Below are 16,706 nucleotides of genomic sequence, written 5' to 3' on the forward strand. Positions count from 1 at the left end.
AGGGATGGTCCTAACTGATCATGGCCAGATATATCTCTCCTCGAACTCGGGCGACAGGGAGTCGCTGAGGCTCGAAGGAGGCGTCTTCCATGCCCAGTCGGCTTGGGATTCCCCGGCGAAGACCACCCAGATTGCTGTCCCGGCACTGGAGTCTGCGCGTCGTAGGCACGCTGGTCCTCTCGCTCACCGCACAGGCGGCGGCGACGGTGAGCGGGACAGGACAGGCAGTCGCGGACAATCTCAAATGGCAACAATCGGCGCAGAAGCACATCCCACAAGGGAAAACGCGGGCAAAGGCCAACGGCCCGCTCACCGCTTCCGACCTCGCCTCGGCGATCGCCACGGCGCGACTGCGCAAGCGCAAGGTCGAGATCCTGGACGAGTTGACCGCCCAGACGACGACCTGGGCCAACCCTGACGGTTCGCTGACCACCAACTCCTACGCCGCACCGGTCCGGTTCAAGCGGAACAAGGCGTGGGTCGACGTGAACACCACGCTCCAGGCGGCCGCTGACGGCACGGTCGCTCCCAAGGCGCAGCCGGACGGTCTGCGACTGGCGGACGGCGGCAAGAACGCCGTTCTCGCCGTGCAGGGCACGGGCAGGCACAAGGTCGCGGTGGGCTGGAAGGGCACACTGCCCAAGCCCTCCCTGCACGGCGACACCGCCCGGTACTCCGACGTCACACCGGGCACGGACGTGACCGTCCAGGCGACGCGGACCGGCTTCGAGGAGAACGTCGTCCTGAAGTCCCGTCCGGCGGCCGGTTATTCGGTCACCATCCCGGTCTCCGCCAAAGGTCTGACCGCCAAGCAGGCGAAGAACGGATCGATCACTTTCACCGACGCGGCCGGGAAGGTCGCCGGACGCATCCCCGCACCGGCGATGTGGGACGCCAAGGTCGACGCCAAGTCGCTGGAACACACCCACCGCATGCGGGTGTCCATGTCGATGAAGCAGTCCGGCGACACGGTGGACCTCACCCTCACCCCGGACGCGAAGTTCCTGGCCGACCCTGCGACCCGGTACCCGGTCACCGTCGATCCCTCCGCAACTCTGTCCACCGTGCTGGACACGTTCGTGGAGAACACCGACGCCACGGCCGAGTACCTGTCGACCGACCTGAAGCTGGGCACCTACGACGCGGGAACCGATGTCGCCCGCTCCTTCCTGCAGTTCCCGGTCTCCCAGCTGGACAACACCAAGATCCTGTCCTCGTCGCTGAACCTGTACGAGTACTGGTCCGGCAACTGTGTGCAGAACTCCTGGGAGTTGTGGCAGACCGGCGCCGCCGGCTCCGGCACCCTCTGGTCGAACCAGCCGGCGTGGACGACGAAGTACGCCACCACCACCCAGACCAAGGGGTACCCGTCCTCCTGCGGAGGTTCCATACCGGCCGGCTGGGTGTCGATCGATCCCACCACGCTGCTGCAGTACGCGGGTGACCACGGCTACAGCTACTCCAACATGGGCATCCGGGCGACCAACGAGACCGACTCCAACAGCTGGAAGCGGTTCTACTCGGCCAACGCGCCCAGCAACGTGCCGTATCTGTCGGTGACGTACAACTCGTACCCGATGACCTCCGCGCCGACGGCGGCACCCGGTGTCTCCGCGGTCTCCGGATCCACCACCACCCTGTACAGCAACACCACCACCCCGCAGCTGCAGGCCACGGTGACGGACGCCGACGGCGGCAACGTCATGTCCCAGTGGAACGTCTACGACACCACGGGAGGCGGCAACACTCAGGTCATCGCGAACCTCAACGGCTCCTGGACGGACTCGGGCGGCATCTCCAGCGCCACCGTGCCCGCCGGCAAGCTGGTGGACGGCCACACCTACACGGCCTGGCCGTGGGGATACGACGGCTCGCTGTGGGCCCGGCAGACCGTGCCGAAAGGCCTGGTCTTCACCGTCGACACCACCAAGCCGGGTGCGCCGGCGGTCTCCTCGACCGACTACCCCTCCGGAGCGTGGGCGAACGGAGCCGGCCAGGCCGGCAACTTCACCATCACTCCGCCCGCCTCCGGCACCGACACCTCCGGCGTGGTCTGGCAGTTGGACGCGAACATGCCGACGACCACCGCGACCACCGGCAGCGCGGTGACGGTGTCGGTCACCCCGCCGACCGACGGTTCGCACACCCTCACCGTCGCCACCCGGGACCTGGCGGGCAACCTCTCCTCATCGACGACCTACCAGTTCAACGCGGGCGCGGGAGCCGTGACCGCGCCTGAGGACGGCACCCGTACCGACAAGCGGGTCACCCTGGCCGCGGCCGGGCCCGGCACCGCGCAGTCGGTGACCTTCCAGTACCGGCGCTCGGCCACCGATGCGTGGACCACGGTCCCGGTCGCGAATGTGACCAACGGCGGCAACCCCGTCTCCGCCTGGCCGGTCAACATGGTCGGCGGGGCCTCTCCGTCCCTGCTGTGGGATGTCGCCTCCACTCTTGGCGACGACGGGTCCGTGCAGGTCCGCGGCGAGTTCGCCACGGGTTCCGGGACCTATGACTCCTCGGCGGTCACCTTCACCCTGGACCGGTTGTCCTCGCAGTCGGCGACCTCTCAGGTCGGCCCCGGGACGGTGAACCTGTCGACGGGCGACTACTCGCTGTCGGCCACCGATGCGTCGGCATTCGGCATCTCGGTCGGCCGCAGCAGCTCCTCCCGGAACCCTTCCAACGGATCGCTGACCGGACTGGCCGCCCCTTTCGGACCGCAGTGGACCATGGGCGACGTCACCGCCAACGCGGCAACGGCCTACACCGAGATCCGCCCGGTGACCTCCACCGCAGTCCAGCTCGTGCTGGCGGACGGCAGCGAGGTGGCCTTCACCAAGAACAGCGACGGATCCTGGACGCCTGAGCCCGGCCGGGAGTCGTACGCCCTCAGCTACAACAGCTCGGCGGACAAGTACACGCTCACCGACGACAACGGCACCGTGACGGTGTTCGCCAAGTCGGCGAGCACCGCCGGGGTGTGGACGGTGGCCACGACCACGCCGACCGGTTCGGGCAACGCCAGCCTGTACCGCTTCGACGCCGTGACCCAGGGCGGCGCCACCCTGATGCGGCCGGCCCGGATCGCCGCACCCACCTCCGCGGTCTCCGACCTGAACGCCTCGTGCCTGACCCCGGCCACCCCCGCTGTCGGCTGCCGTGTGCTGGAAGTCGACTACGCGTCGGCCACCACGGCCACCGGCACGACCAACGGCACCTTCGGCGACTACTCGGGCCAGGCCGACCAGATCGTCCTGTGGGCCACCGACCCCGCCGACGGCACCGAGACCTCCACGGTCGTGGCCCAGTACGCATACGACTCGAGCGGCATGCTGCGCCAGGTCTGGGACCCCCGGATCAGCCCCCACCTGGTCACTTCCTACTCCTACGACACCACCGGCCGGGTCACCACGCTGACGCCGCCCGGCCGGCTTCCGTGGACGTTCGCCTACGGAACCGCGGGCACCGACGGCGACAGCAACGCCGGCCGGCTGCTCTCCGCCTCCCGGCCGACCCTGGCCCCCGGTACCGCGTCGACCACCAACGGCACCGCCACCACGAACCTGGTGTACGACGTGCCGCTGACCACCGGCGCGGGCGGCCCCGACGCCATGGGGACCTCGGACGTGGCGGCATGGGCGCAGAGCGACGTGCCCACCGACGCGACCGCGGTCTTCCCACCCGACCAGACCCCGGCGTCCCACACCGGAGCGGGAAACCTGGCCACCGGCGACTACACCCGGGCCACCGTGCACTACCTCGACGTCTCGGGACGTGAGGTCAACACCGCCGCACCGGGCGGCCACATCACCACCACCGAGTACGACGGGGACGGCAAGACCGTCCGTGAACTGTCCGCGTCCAACCGCGAACTGGCCCTCGCGGCAAGCTCCAACGCCGAGCTGGTCACCCTGGGCCTGTCCTCGATGACCACCGCCCAGCGCGCGACAGCCCTGTCCACCCAGTACGTCTACGACGCGAGCGGTCTCGACGAGACCGACACCTACGGGCCGACCCACCAGGTCACCCTGCAGCACGCGGTCACGGCTTCCGGATCGTCCGCCGCGCTCGCCGCGGGCACCGCGGTGGCGGCACGGGCCCACATCCACAACACCTTCGACGAGGGCCGGCCCACCGACGGCAGCGCCAACGTCGCCGACGAGATCACCACGACGGTCACCGGCATCAGCATCCCGGGATACGCCTCGGACGCCGACACCCGCACCGTGAAGACCTACTACGACTGGACCCTCGGCAAGCCGGTCAGGTCGGTCACCGACCCGAACGGTCTGGCCATCACCACGACCAAGGCGTACAACAGCCAGGGGGCGACGACCTCGACGTCCCTGCCCGCCTCCAGCGGTTCGGACGCCGGAACGACCACGACCAGCTACTACACGGCCACCGGCTCGGCTCCCTGCGGCGGTCACCCGGACTGGGCGGACCTCGTCTGCCAGACCGGGCCGGCCGCGAACATCACCGGCGGCGGCTCCAACCCGGCCCAGCGGGTGACCTCCACGACCACCTACGACATGTACGGAACGGTCGCCACCGTCACCGAGACCGCGAACGGCGTCACCCGGACCACCACCACCTCGCACGACAGCGCCGACCGCCCGGTCCAGGTGACGATCACCGGCGGGGTCGGCCAAGCGGTGCAGACCACCACCACCGACTACGACCCGGGCAGCGGCCAGGAGTCGTCGACCAGTGGCACCGACGGGCGCAGCGTCAGCCAGGCCTACGACCAGCTCGGCCGGCTGATGAGCTCGACCGACGCCGACGGCAACACCGCGGCCACCCAGTACGACGCGCTGGACCGGCCCACCAAGGTGACCGACTCCGCCCCGTCCACGACCACCTACACCTACGACACCGCGCAGGACCCGCGCGGCCTGCTCACCTCCCAGAACGACTCCAACGCCGGTACCTTCACGGCCGGTTACGACGCCGACGGCAACCTGGTCACCGAGGCCATGCCCGGCTCGGTCACGATGCAGCAGACCCTGGACACCACGGGCCGTACCACCGCCCGAAGTTACACCGACTCGTCGGGCAACGTGCTGGTCAGCGACCAGGCGACATTCTCCGCGAGCGGGCAGCAGGCCGGCCACGCGCTGTCCACCTCGGGCGGGCTCGGCGTCGACGACAGCTACGGCTACGACGCGGCCGGGCGGCTCACCTCGGTGGCCGAGACGGCGATCCAGGGCCAGGCGAAGACCTGCACGCAGCGGACCTACGCCTTCGACGCCGACTCCAACCGCACCTCACTGACCAGCGCCGTGGGCACAACAACCCTCGACGGCTCCACCCCGAGCTGCCCCACCAGCGGCGGCACGGCGACCACCTACAGCTACGACAGCGCGGACCGGCTGGTCACCAGCGGATACACCTACGACGCCTTCGGCCGCACCACGGCCGAACCAGGCGGCACCACCACCGCCTACTACGTCAACGACCTCGTCTACCAGCAGACCAAGGGCACCGGCAGGTCCACCTGGCTGACCGACCCGACAGGCCGCATCCGGGCCTACACCACCGAGTCCGACACCACCGGCACCTGGACGCAGACCGCGTCGAGGACCAACCACTACGACGGCTCCTCCAGCGCTCCCTCCTGGACCGTCGAGAACACCACATCGGGCGCCTACACCCGCCAGATCGCCGACATCACCGGGGATCTGGGTGCCAGCTACTCCTCGTCGAACGGCGACATCACCCTGCAACTCAGCGATCTGCACGGGGACATCACCATGTCCCTGCCGATCAACGACGCGGGCGCGTCGGTGACCGTGACGGCCACCGACGAGTACGGCAACCCGATCGCCACCACACCCAGCACCCGCTACGACTGGCTCGGCAGCAAGGAGGTCTCCAGCGAGACGCCCACCGAGGACGTACTGATGGGCGCGCGGCTCTACAACCCGGCACTCGGGCGCTTCCTGTCGGTCGACCCCGTACCGGGCGGCGGCGCCAACGACTACGTCTACTGCTCGGGTGACCCGGTCAACTGCACCGACCTGAGCGGGAGGTACGACGACGGCAACATCGCGCAGAGCACTTCGGCCGAGCGGCACTGGTGCTACTGGCCCTGGCACTGGCGGATCTGCTCCTACATCGCAGCGGACGCCTACGCCGCACGCTCCGAGGCCACGTATCTCTTCGGCAGCGTGAACGGCCGCAGCTACGGCGATGCCTTCCAGCACATCCTGTGGATGGCACTCCTCTCCTACGATGTGGGGGCGGGAACCGCACGCGCCGCGGGACAACGCCATGAGGACTTCTCCGGCAACGATTCCAGATACATGGCGCTGCACAACAACAACATCGGCATCGAAGTCGGCGAGGTCATGCACTACTACCACTATTCGCGCGGCGGGCGGGCATTCGCCCGGACCGTTGTCTGGTGGTCGTGGCTGGAGGCCTGCTACGGGGACGCCTATGTGCCGCGTTATGTCGGTTACCAGGCGAGGGTTTGCTATGGGTGATGGCGCAGCGCGGCTGCCGAGACGGCTCTGGCCTCGGTCGCGTCGCCGGCAGGCAGTCATCTGCGTCCTGCTCCTGGTGGCAGCACTGGCCATCGCCGAGTGGTACCGCTCTCAACCGGACGCCCAGATCGAAGCCCGGATCGCCGTACTCAGAAAGGATCCGATCCTGACGGCCTTCCGAGCAGAACTGGGACAGCCGGACAATCCGGTCACCCGCTGGAAATGCACCATGGAACTGCCGCCTGCCTACTCGGAGGATTTCCATGCGAAGGCGGACACCGAGAGCGCCCAGAGCATCGCGGCGATTGCCCGCGGCGCAGGCTGGAAAACCAGGATCAACCGTCAACCCGCCCGATCATTCACCGTCGAACTGCATAAGTCCTTCGGAACCTGGGCGAGCGATTCGCTCTTGCTGCTGCACCAGGGCAGCGTGACCGTGGAACTCGACGCCGTCGACACCGATCACGCTTCCTGCTAGCCACACCGTGGCGGGCCGCCGCCGCGAGCCGGCGGCCCGCCACAGGGGCTGCGGGGGCGAGAGCAAGGCGCCTGACAGGGCAACAGCCCAGGTCGGGCGCCTTTTCGGTCGGCCTCCGGTGGCTGAGCGACGCGGAAACCGGTCTGGGCTCGCTGCTTCTGATAGCGGCCCTCAGTGATCACCCACCCATTCACCCACCCATCCCACAAGCTCGACCAGAGGGTCCTCGAACACTACGCAGAAAGAGAGGGACGCCATGACCGACCGACGGGAAGTCGTTGCAAGCCCGCCGAGAATTTGATGCCCGGCGTCCCCTACGTCCGCGGCTCGGGGCAGGCTCGACGCAGCGCCGGCGCCTTGGCCGCACAGCTGACGAATCTGGCCGTGGAGCCGGACTTCCCAGGTCTCTCGGCCGACGTGAACGTCTCGGGGGACGGCCTGGTACGCCTCGGGACCATCCGACCGGAGGCAGCCCTGGTGCTGGCCCGACTGATCGTGTCGGGCCTCGGGGCAGAGAAGGAAATGGATGCCGATGCGCTGACGGTGGAGGCAGGCAGCGCCCGTCGGAATTCATCGGCTGCCTGATCACGTCAGCCAGTAAGACTCCGGCCGGTTGCGGTTCGAACGGTGACCGGCCGGCCTGGCCCCGCACGTAGTCAATCCCCGTCGACCGACGTGCGGGGCCTTCTGCTGCACGCAACGCGTTTCGTCCGTTGGTCTGCCGCTCGGCAGGGACCGGCGCCCCAGCCCGGACGAAGCGGCAGACCAACACGTTCAGTGCGCAGCAAAGAGGGTTTAGGCGTTCCCTCTCGCTGGATCGGGTTGAATCAGCCCGGCTGGCTGGCGCGCCACTCCAGGGCCTGAGGCTCTTCCGTGAACTCGACAAGGTGCTGGCCGGCGTACCGCTGGAGCGCATCGCGCACATCCGCCGGGGTGACGCGGAAGAACTCCTTTCGGGTGTTGACGCGGTTGACTCGATGGTCCGCGAACTCCTGATGCAGCTGGAACTCCAGGCCGACCGCGTCTTTGCTGAAGATCAGTGCGTGGACATCGAACCGGAACGGCACTGATGCACCGCTCAGCTCGTAAACGCGCTCCAGTGGTTCCAGGCGTCGCGTCATCCCGATCTTGACCATCCGCTCCCCGAAGGCGCCGATGTTGGAGATCACGTATACATACCCAGCGCGGACATTGGCGGCACGCGCCTCGACGGAACTGAGGGACTCCTCGATCTCTGCCAGCCTCACTTCCATCTCCGCTACCGCGTCGGTGTCCCCACGTTCCCGGAGTCGCTCCAAAGCGGCCTGGTAGTGGCTCAGCTCCTTTTGCAGCTTCTCCCGCTCGCGTTCCAACTCCCGTTGCGCAGCGGCCTCTTCCTTCTCGCGCGCTCGGACCTCCCGCTGAGCTTCCTTCTCCTCCTCCTTCTTCTGAAGGAAGTCCGCAGTCAGTTGCAGCTCACGCACGCGGGCGTCGTGGTAGGCGTCCGAAATACGGATGTTCATGGTCGCCCCGAGCTTGGCGATTGTCTCCCGACTCTTGTAGAGGCGGTCAATCAGGGAGTTCAGACGGTGGGGGCGCATGGAGCGCACCGCGTAATCCGCCTCGGCGTTGTACGCCCTGAGCATGAGTTTCGAGAAGTCCCGTACCATCTTGCGCCCGGCGCTGGCAGATCCGTTGACAGTCCAGTCCTGAGCGGCGAGCACTGCTTGGTCGGTTCGCGCAAGCGCCTTGATATGGGCCTGCAGTGTCTCCAATTGAGAGCGGTAGGCAATGGCATCCTGCAGCTGATGCCGGTAGGCGTAGATTCCGACCTGCTGAAGCATGGCTGTTTCGTCGGTGGTGACAACCTGAGCCTGCAGTTCGGCAAGGCGGTTTCCGGCCTGATAGGTTTCCTGCCGAATCCTCTCCGTCTCCTTCCGGGCAAGCTCGGCGTCCTTGGAAGCCTTTTTCGCTTCTTCTTTCTGCTTCTTAACCTCTTCGCGAGCGCTCTGCCGGATCTGCTCTGCATCGGCTTCCGCAGCTTCGCGCAAAGCAGCGGTTTCCTCTCGCGCCAGACGCAGGGCATCGAGGACCTGCACGGCGTCCATGCCCTGCGTACGCGCCACCCAGGCTCGCAGCTGTTCGATCTCTTGGGTCTCGTCGCGGCGACGTCTGCCGAACAGGCCACCGCGGCGAGCAGGCGGAATGGGCACCTGCGGGAGTGCGGAGGACTCTGCACCAACGACCAGGTCGGCGTATGTCGGGCCGGGCGGCGCGGTCAGCGCGCCATGGACATCCGCAGCCTGGCCAGGCATTGGCGTGGCGTCAGCGCTGACGCCTACAGCACTCACGCTACTCGTGGTGTCAGGCACCCACAGCTGCCAACCTGGCGGCAGCGGTGGCCACGACGGGTCCGGATGCCATCCGGGGGGCGGCATCCATCCCGGAGGCGGTGCCGGCCAACCTGGCGGCGGATTGAACCGATACAGCATGCACGCCCCCCAACCTGGCCTGTCCCCACAGACCGACACATTGGGTCCATAGCTCGTACGGCCTCGAGCGCGGACAGTTAGTAGACGGAGCGTACTACTTGCCTGGACCAACGATCCCAAGATTGAAGCGGCCCGCGTCGGTCGGCGGCTGCTTCCCCCAGTGCTGGCCCGTTGTGGAGGTGACCAGCCCGTTCGAGCCGGGCGGGGTGGGGAAGCGACATCCGCTTTAGGAGTTCGATCTACACCCGCCCCTGGGGCCGTCGATGGCTGGTCCGACGGTCGCCCGATGATGCTGTTGTATCGCCGGGACGGGGCAGACGTCCAATGGATCGTCTAGCCGGTCCGCCCACTGCCACCACGCGTGCCGGTCCGCGCGCCGCCACAACACCCTGCAGGTCGATGCCAGCCGTCGCAAAGCCGTGGCCGGGAGACGGCGACCTCGCCCAGTATCAGTCAGGGATCTCGGTGAGAAGGCGTCCGGCCAGGAGGTCACCGACGAAAAACTCGAGGCTTGCGGCGAGACCCGCTACTTCATGACGGTTAGGGCGCGGCACGTACCCGTGCGTGAGCGCGCTGCGCATCTCGTAACAGCGGGTGAAGAAAGCGGCGGGGGCTTTGCCCGAGTACGTGCGAGGCCCCAGGGTCCGGGCGAGTCGCCGCCCGGCTTGCCCGATCGACTCATTCCGCAACCATTTGAGGCTCCCTCGTAGCGACTCTCGCTCAGAGCGGGTGAGGTCAGCGTTGGCTTCGGTCGCCTCGATCATGGCGGTCACGTGCGCCTGGGCGGCATCCGAGCGGGGCTGGAGGTCGAGCAAGGTCTCAATCGCCATAGTCAGCATCAGAAGCCTCGAGTCCGCTGAAGGCTGGAAGAAGGAACCGCTGTACAGATCGAAGGCCAGCCGCTCAGGACCCTCCAGCGGGTCATGGAGCTGCGCGGCCTGCATGAGCACCAGGCGGTTCCGCTCCTCGGACGGACGCTTGCACGACTCGATGCTTGGCGCGGCGACGAAGCGAAGGCCTGGCTGATCTTCGAAGACTGTGACACCTGGCAGGTGTCCCAACACAGGGTGTCCCACTCGCTCGGCGAGCCACGCCTCACCCGCTTTCGTCAGGGTCCCGACGGGCTGTCGATCCCCAAAGTCGGCGGCTAGGTGCACCCGGGCGAAGGCACGACTAATAACGTCCCGCCACCGTTCACCCTCTCTGGCAGCTTCGTCTTGGGTGGCGTATCCCTCGCCCCGGATCACGAGGTTGGTCGCATCACACAAGCGTTGGCCGACGTCCCCGAAGGGCTTCAGCAAAACCTGTCGCTCTCCTTCGCCGCACAGTAAGAACTGGCTTTCGGTCAGTCCGAGCAGCGTCTGGCTCGGCATCGTGAAGGGGAGACGAAAGCAGTACACGGGCACCCCCGGAAGACGTAGCCAGTTCCTCATGAGCCTAGTACTCCATTTGGACCTCGTTGCAGGTGAGTGGGATAAACACGTCAGGTGTGAGGTGCTGGGCGGGAGCACGACGAGGAAGACAGGGTGCCAGCGGGACCGCACGCCCAGGACTGACAGCGACCGCAAGCCCCGCGCCACCGGCGCGCTCTAAGCGCTGCCCGCACGCTTTCCAACTGTGGTGGTGGGGTGGTGGGCTGTGTCCGGGGCCGTTCCCTGCGTTCATGAGCGGATGCCCGGGGCGCACCCGGCTCATGGTCTCATCTGAACGGTCGTGAGCGGGGCTGAATGAGACGGGAACTCAGACGGATGGGCAGGCGGGGCTGAGGCGCCCGACCTGAAAGATTGCTGGTCTGACAGCTTCGTCCATACGAGGATGCTTCCATGCGCCGCGCAGACGAAGAGGAAGAGCCCCTCAAGTTGATCCGCCGCTACGTTACGCCCGACCGGCGGTACCTCAAACTCGGCGGCAGCCTTCTCGGGATGGGCGGGCGTGAACGAACCAAGTTCCTGCAGAAGCTGGGTCAGGCGGCCGGGAAGACCAGTCCTCGTGAGCTGGACACGCTGCTCGACGGTGGGTGGCGGGAGCGAAAGACGGCAGCGTGGCTCATCGCCGTGGCTGGCAGATCCGAGTTCCGGGATCGCCTCGGCGAACTCCTGCTCGCCAGCGAAGGGCCCTACGCCGGGCAGGCTTACTGTGTCGCTCTGGCCATCTTCGGCACCAGGGCTGATGCTGACCTCCTGGTCGCTTACCTCGACCGCTACCTGCGGCGCCCCGACCTCTACTACGACCAGGAAGCCGCCCTCGGCGCGCTCCTGTTGCTCGACGCCAAGCTCGGTGCTGACTGCGCAGCCCGGTTCCTCGCACCTGAGGGACTCTGGCAGCAGTGGATCGACGGGCCGCCCAGCAAGGACCGCGAGGCCCCCGCCAGCTACCGAGAATTCATATGCGAGCTGTGCGCTTTCGCTGATGAGGCTGCCAAGCACTGCCCCGACAGGCTGACATGAGCCCCCCGCCGAGGGTGGTCACCACCATCGCCCAGCGCGTTGTGCCCTCAGCTTGGGAAGCTGGGAGCGTTTCGTGGAGGTTGCTCGGCTGACCTGCTACGAAGCGGTTTCGGGGCTTGGGCCACCCATCGCGCTGCTCCCCGGTGTTCCCCGCACGACCTGGCACGGGTCTGGCACGGCCTCTTCGCCGAGTAGCACTCGGAGGCTCCACATATGGGGGACAGGAGCTCGCGGCTGCAGTCGACACGTCCGAGACAGGGCCCAGCTCCGCCTTTCACTACATCAGCAGAGATAATTGGGCTGGCTTGCCCAGTAGACGAGGTAAGCCCATGTTTGCGGACCGATTTGCCCATCGACTGTAATGCCTGCACACCGCTGGAATTTGCGCGTGGCACCATCTGTGAGCGGTCCGAAGTCACTGTTCAGGATGGGGAGATCCACGCGTTGTGTACCCCGAATGGAGAGATTCAGGTAGCACTGAGTCTGTTGTACAGCAGGTCCCTTCGAGCCTCGGCTGATGGACGGCCTGCTGTCGGTGTAGTTGCAAGAGGTCGCCGGACCTGTGGGCTGAACGTTAACGGGCGGCGTAACCGTCATAGTCACCGTTGTCGGAGGTTCCTTGGTTACGGTTGCAGTCGGCCCAATCGTTGTGGTGACCGGGCTAGGGGGAGGCTGAGTGTTCCCTCCGCCTGTTGTGACTGTGCTACAGCCCGTAGCGACTGCGGTGAGTGCCAGAAAGGCTTATTCCTGCGAGCCACCGCATGCGCACCACCTCCTACGCAGGGTTAGGCTCGAAGACACCTCTGTCCCACGATGCCCTGCGGCCGTGTCATCCGCATCTTGGCTCGCTAGTCCCTTCGGGTTGGAGCCAGTAGGGGCCTCATAAGCGATGCCACATGGCGTTTGGGCTCCGGCCCCGTCAGTTCCCGCACGATCTGACACGACCTCTTCATCCGAACTCTCGGCCCGGTGGTCATTGCGGTCCGGGACGCTGGTCGTGAGGTCATCGGAGGGCGTTGACAGCCACCTCCGGTTGCGGTGGTTGCTGTACTTCGCTGCTGTACCGCAACTGCATCCCGCCCGTGGGCAACTCGGCATGAACCTGCGATTTGCGTGGCCTGCGTCGATCGGTGGTTGCTCCCTCCCCCGAGCGCCCGGGCCGTTGTTGAGGGGACCAGGAGTTTCGCGTTATCGGACCAAACCGCCTACCCACGAGCGCCGTTGTCCACCTCCGTCATCCCCGCCAGCAGCCGTCACTCGCTGATGGCTTAGGCTCGCGGCCTGCTCCGTGACCGCGGCCCGCGTCGCCGCGACCGGAGCCCGCTGGTTCTTCTTGCAGGACGATGGGGTGGGACACATGACATTTCGACGGAGGCTCAGATCCGGGTCGGCGGCGCTTGTGGTCGCCGCGGCGATAGCTGGTGCGGTTCCCGGGCACGCGCTGGCGGTGACGAGCGGCACGCCGACTGAGGTCACGACGCTGCCCGCGCCGCAGCTCGCGGCGTTCCGGGGGGACATGCCGCTGGTGGCGGGTGCGAGTGGCTTCCTGCACCGGGAGCAGGGGCTGCCGGGCTACACGTGGACCGACTACGCGTCCGGGACGGACACCCCGCAGCCGCAACTGACCGCCGTGGCGCTGACCAACACGAACTTCTTCTCCGCCGGGGGCGACCACGTTGCCTACCAGAACGACGCGACACTGGACGTCGGTGACCCGACCCTGGCTGGCAGCTGGGTCAGCTACGACCTCTCGTCCCTCGGCGGCACCTTGCTGCACACCGTCGTCGCCGTCGGCGCGAACGGGACCCGCGCCCTGGTGCGGGAGACCGGCGGTGTCCATCTGCTCCAGCTCAACGCTGACGGCACGGTCACCGAGGTCGCCATGACCGGCCTGCCGTCGAGTACCGACTACATCAACGACGCCGTCGCGTACCAGAGCGCCGGCGACTACGTGACGGTCCGCAGCACCCCGAAGCCCGGCGTCACCGGCACCACCGCGTTCTACCTCGTGCGACTGGACACGGGCGCGGCAACCGCGGCGACGGCTGTCACCCCGCCCAGCGCCGTGGCCCCAACCGTCCACGGCGACTACCTGACCTGGCCCTCGAACGGCGGCATCTCGCTGGTCCCGGTCGCCGACGTCCTCGCGGGGAGGACGGTCACCCCGACGCAGGTCCTGGCACCGGCCGGTTCAGGCATGCTGCTCGACTACGACGTCGTCGGCCAGCAGATCGTCATGGTGACCCGGGCCTCGTCGAGCGCACCGCCCGTGCTCAACGCCGTCCCGATCGCGGGCGGCCCGGCCACTCAGCTCGACGCCACGGTGACCGGGTTGCAGCCGACTCTCGGTACCAGGGTTCACCCTTATCTGCCCCAGGGGCCCGGGGGCGCTCTCGTCATCGGCGGCACCAGCACCAGCCAGGCCGTGCAGCGGCTCACTGCGGCAACGGACGGAAGCGTGAACGTGACCGCCGTGCGGCAGTTGCCGCCCCCGGCCGAGACCACCGCCACGCTGTCGATGGCGCACGGTCAGGTGCGCCAGGTCCTCACCGTTCCGCAGCTCAACGCCGCCACGCGCTTCGCGATGGCGACCACACCGCTGACCGGCTCCGGCAGCACCATCGGCAAGACGACGACCGGCTACCTGAGCGACGGCGGCCAGCCGCTGCAGGCCGGTCCCTGCGCGGTGGACGCCTTCTGCGTGCGTGAGACGGATGGCAACTCCTACGGGCCGGTGTACACGACCACCACGGCGACCTCCGCCCGGGTGTTCATCAGCGGCCTCAGCCCGGAGACCTTCTCCTCGCCCGACACCCGCGTCGTGGACGCGGACAGCGAGTTCGTGCTCATCGACTCGGCCGGCTCCCAATACCTCTGGGAGCCAGGCCAGAGCGCGATGATTCCTCTGGGGTCGGCGAGCGGGGCGACGGTGTGGATGGGCACGCTCTGGCGGGCCACCGCGCCCGGCCAGATCCAGGCCAGCACGCCCCACACGGGGCTGGGCAGCGCGCCCACCCTCCAGCGGACTATCAGCACCGGGGCGTCCTGCACGCCCAGCGAAGTGCAAGTGGCGCAACACTGGCTCTACTGGAGCTGTGGCAGCAGCGGCCCGGCCGGGGTCTACGATCTGGCCACCAACGTGAAGTTCAGCGTCGACGCCGGCCCAGTGCTGCTGGGTGACGGCTATCTGGTGCGTCACGACGCGGCAAACGGTGAGCTGCGGCTGACCGACGTGCACGCGGACTCCGTTGGCGCGACCCCTGTGCTGGCCACTTTCTCGCAGGCCGCCGGGGCGAGCGACGACCGGGGCATCGACTGGACCGTGGACCGCACCAGCGGTGACGTTGCCTACACCCGGACAACATCGTCCACGTGCTGACCACGGGCGTGCCCGCGTCCCCGGTCGCGGCCAACGCGGGGGCCTGGAACAACTTCATCACGCCCGGCCAGGCGTGGAACTTCCGTTTCGAGGCCAGCCGTCCGCTGGCGAACTGGCAGTTGGTGATCCGCCGGACGACCACCGGACAGGTCGTCCACAGCTACACCGGTGGCCCGACCGCCGCTCAGGGCTCCATGAGCTGGGACGGCATCCTCCAGGCCAAGACGGCCGCCTTCAATGGCTCCTACGACTGGCAGCTGCTGACCGTCCCCGCGGACGCGCCCGGCGCCGCTGCGACGCAGGCGGCCTCCGGCACGATGGGTGTCTTCTATGGCCGGATGCCCTTCCGCTCCTACGGCGAGAACGGCCGGTCCACCCTGCTCGGCGTACTGAAGCAGTCCGCCTTCGGGTACCGCAACGGCTACGGCATGGACTACGAGGGCAACGGCCATGGCGGCTACTCCAGCCCGGTCGCGTCGAGCTACTGGAACCTCGGTACCGGCTCCGGTCAACTCAACGCGGTCGTGCCCTTCGGCGACATCAATGGCGACGGCTTCAACGACATTCTCGTCCGGACCAGCGGCGGCGAGTTGGAGTACTACCCGAACCAAGCGGCGGGCGGCGTCCTCAACAACACCTCGCCGAAGGCGCTCGGTGGGGGCTGGAACATCTACAACCGGCTGGTCTCGGTCGGCGACCTGAACCGGGACGGCCACGACGACCTGATCGCCCGCGATGCTTCGGGCGAGCTGTGGATGTACCCCGGTACGGGCAGGGGCGGCTTCGGTTCCCGGGTCGCGCTCGGCAGGGGCTGGAACACCTACACCCGGATCGTCGGCGTCGGCGACGTGAACGGCGACCGCAACGGCGACCTGCTGGCGGTCGACACCGCGGGCGGGCTCTGGCGCTACCTGGGCAACGGCAACGGCGGCTTCAACTCTCGGGTGAAGACCGGCACGGGCTACCAGATCTACACGGCGATGGTCGGCGTCGGCGACGTGGACGGTCACGGGCTCGATTCGGTCGTCGCCCGTGACACCTCCGGCGTGCTGTGGCGGTACGACTTCACCGCCTCCGGCTCGCTGCTCTCGCGGGTCCGCATCGGCAGCGGGTGGAACATCTTCTCCGACCTCTACTGATCCTCCGCCGCTACGGGCCGTCCGGCCCCGCCACTGAAACCAGGCCGCCAACCCCCGACCCTCCCGCGCGGACGACCCGCGCGGGAGGAGCCGGTCAGGGACGGCTGTCAGCCTTGGTCGTCGATAAGCACCCTCCGACGGCCCCAGGGATAACCCCCGGGGCCGTCGGCGTTACTCGCTTTCAGGCCCTCTTGATGTGAACTACAGGCTAGGCGGCTGAGGTTGCTGGGCTGGTCAGCCTGACTGTGAGAGGCATGGGGGGTTGGCGCCGGTCGGTGGAGTTGCTGCACTTCTCTGCTGT

9 protein-coding genes are annotated in these 16,706 nt (G+C 67.7%); 6 read left to right on the forward strand and 3 right to left on the reverse strand.

The genetic code is table 11. The features are described from left to right. Positions 1-89 precede the first annotated feature (89 nt). From N8I84_RS26835 to N8I84_RS26845, 3 genes are all read left to right on the forward strand, one after another. Positions 90-6,491, forward strand: a complete 6,402-nt coding sequence (locus N8I84_RS26835; protein WP_263232054.1) for a DNRLRE domain-containing protein — start codon at positions 90-92, stop codon at positions 6,489-6,491. A gap of 76 nt (positions 6,492-6,567) precedes the next feature. Further along, entirely contained in the window at positions 6,568-6,969 is a 402-nt protein-coding gene (locus tag N8I84_RS26840) for a hypothetical protein (protein WP_263232055.1), read from the forward strand. A 357-nt stretch (positions 6,970-7,326) separates the two neighbouring features. Continuing rightward, the gene (locus N8I84_RS26845; protein ID WP_263232056.1) at positions 7,327-7,554 is read left to right on the forward strand and encodes a hypothetical protein; all 228 of its coding nucleotides are present in this window, start codon (positions 7,327-7,329) and stop codon (positions 7,552-7,554) included. Positions 7,555-7,796: 242 nt separating this feature from the next. Here the strand turns inward: N8I84_RS26845 and N8I84_RS26850 are convergent, their stop codons facing one another. Both N8I84_RS26850 and N8I84_RS26855 read right to left on the reverse strand, forming a co-directional pair. After that, entirely contained in the window at positions 7,797-9,299 is a 1,503-nt protein-coding gene (locus N8I84_RS26850; protein ID WP_263232057.1) for a DUF4041 domain-containing protein, read from the reverse strand. Positions 9,300-9,889: 590 nt separating this feature from the next. Beyond that, a complete protein-coding gene (locus N8I84_RS26855) occupies positions 9,890-10,813 on the reverse strand; it encodes a hypothetical protein (protein WP_263232058.1) in 924 nt (307 codons plus the stop codon). Positions 10,814-11,263: 450 nt separating this feature from the next. Here N8I84_RS26855 and N8I84_RS26860 point away from each other — a divergent pair, with 450 nt between their 5' ends. Then, on the forward strand, positions 11,264-11,887 hold the full coding sequence (locus tag N8I84_RS26860; protein WP_263232059.1) for a DUF6000 family protein: 624 nt from the start codon (positions 11,264-11,266) through the stop codon (positions 11,885-11,887). A gap of 282 nt (positions 11,888-12,169) precedes the next feature. Here N8I84_RS26860 and N8I84_RS43180 read toward each other — a convergent pair whose 3' ends face one another. Then, on the reverse strand, positions 12,170-12,484 hold the full coding sequence (locus tag N8I84_RS43180; protein ID WP_390899056.1) for a peptidoglycan-binding domain-containing protein: 315 nt from the start codon (positions 12,482-12,484) through the stop codon (positions 12,170-12,172). A gap of 760 nt (positions 12,485-13,244) precedes the next feature. On the opposite strand from N8I84_RS43180, the gene N8I84_RS26865 reads away from it, so the two are divergent. After that, a complete protein-coding gene (locus tag N8I84_RS26865; RefSeq protein WP_263232060.1) occupies positions 13,245-15,266 on the forward strand; it encodes a hypothetical protein in 2,022 nt (673 codons plus the stop codon). After that, positions 15,260-16,405 carry an FG-GAP repeat domain-containing protein gene (locus tag N8I84_RS26870; RefSeq protein WP_263232061.1) on the forward strand — a complete coding sequence of 382 codons (1,146 nt, stop codon included), beginning with the start codon at positions 15,260-15,262 and terminating at the stop codon, positions 16,403-16,405. The genes N8I84_RS26865 and N8I84_RS26870 overlap by 7 nt, the downstream gene beginning before the upstream one ends. Positions 16,406-16,706 lie beyond the last annotated feature (301 nt).

This window comes from Streptomyces cynarae (assembly GCF_025642135.1).
Lineage (GTDB): Bacteria > Actinomycetota > Actinomycetes > Streptomycetales > Streptomycetaceae > Streptomyces > Streptomyces cynarae.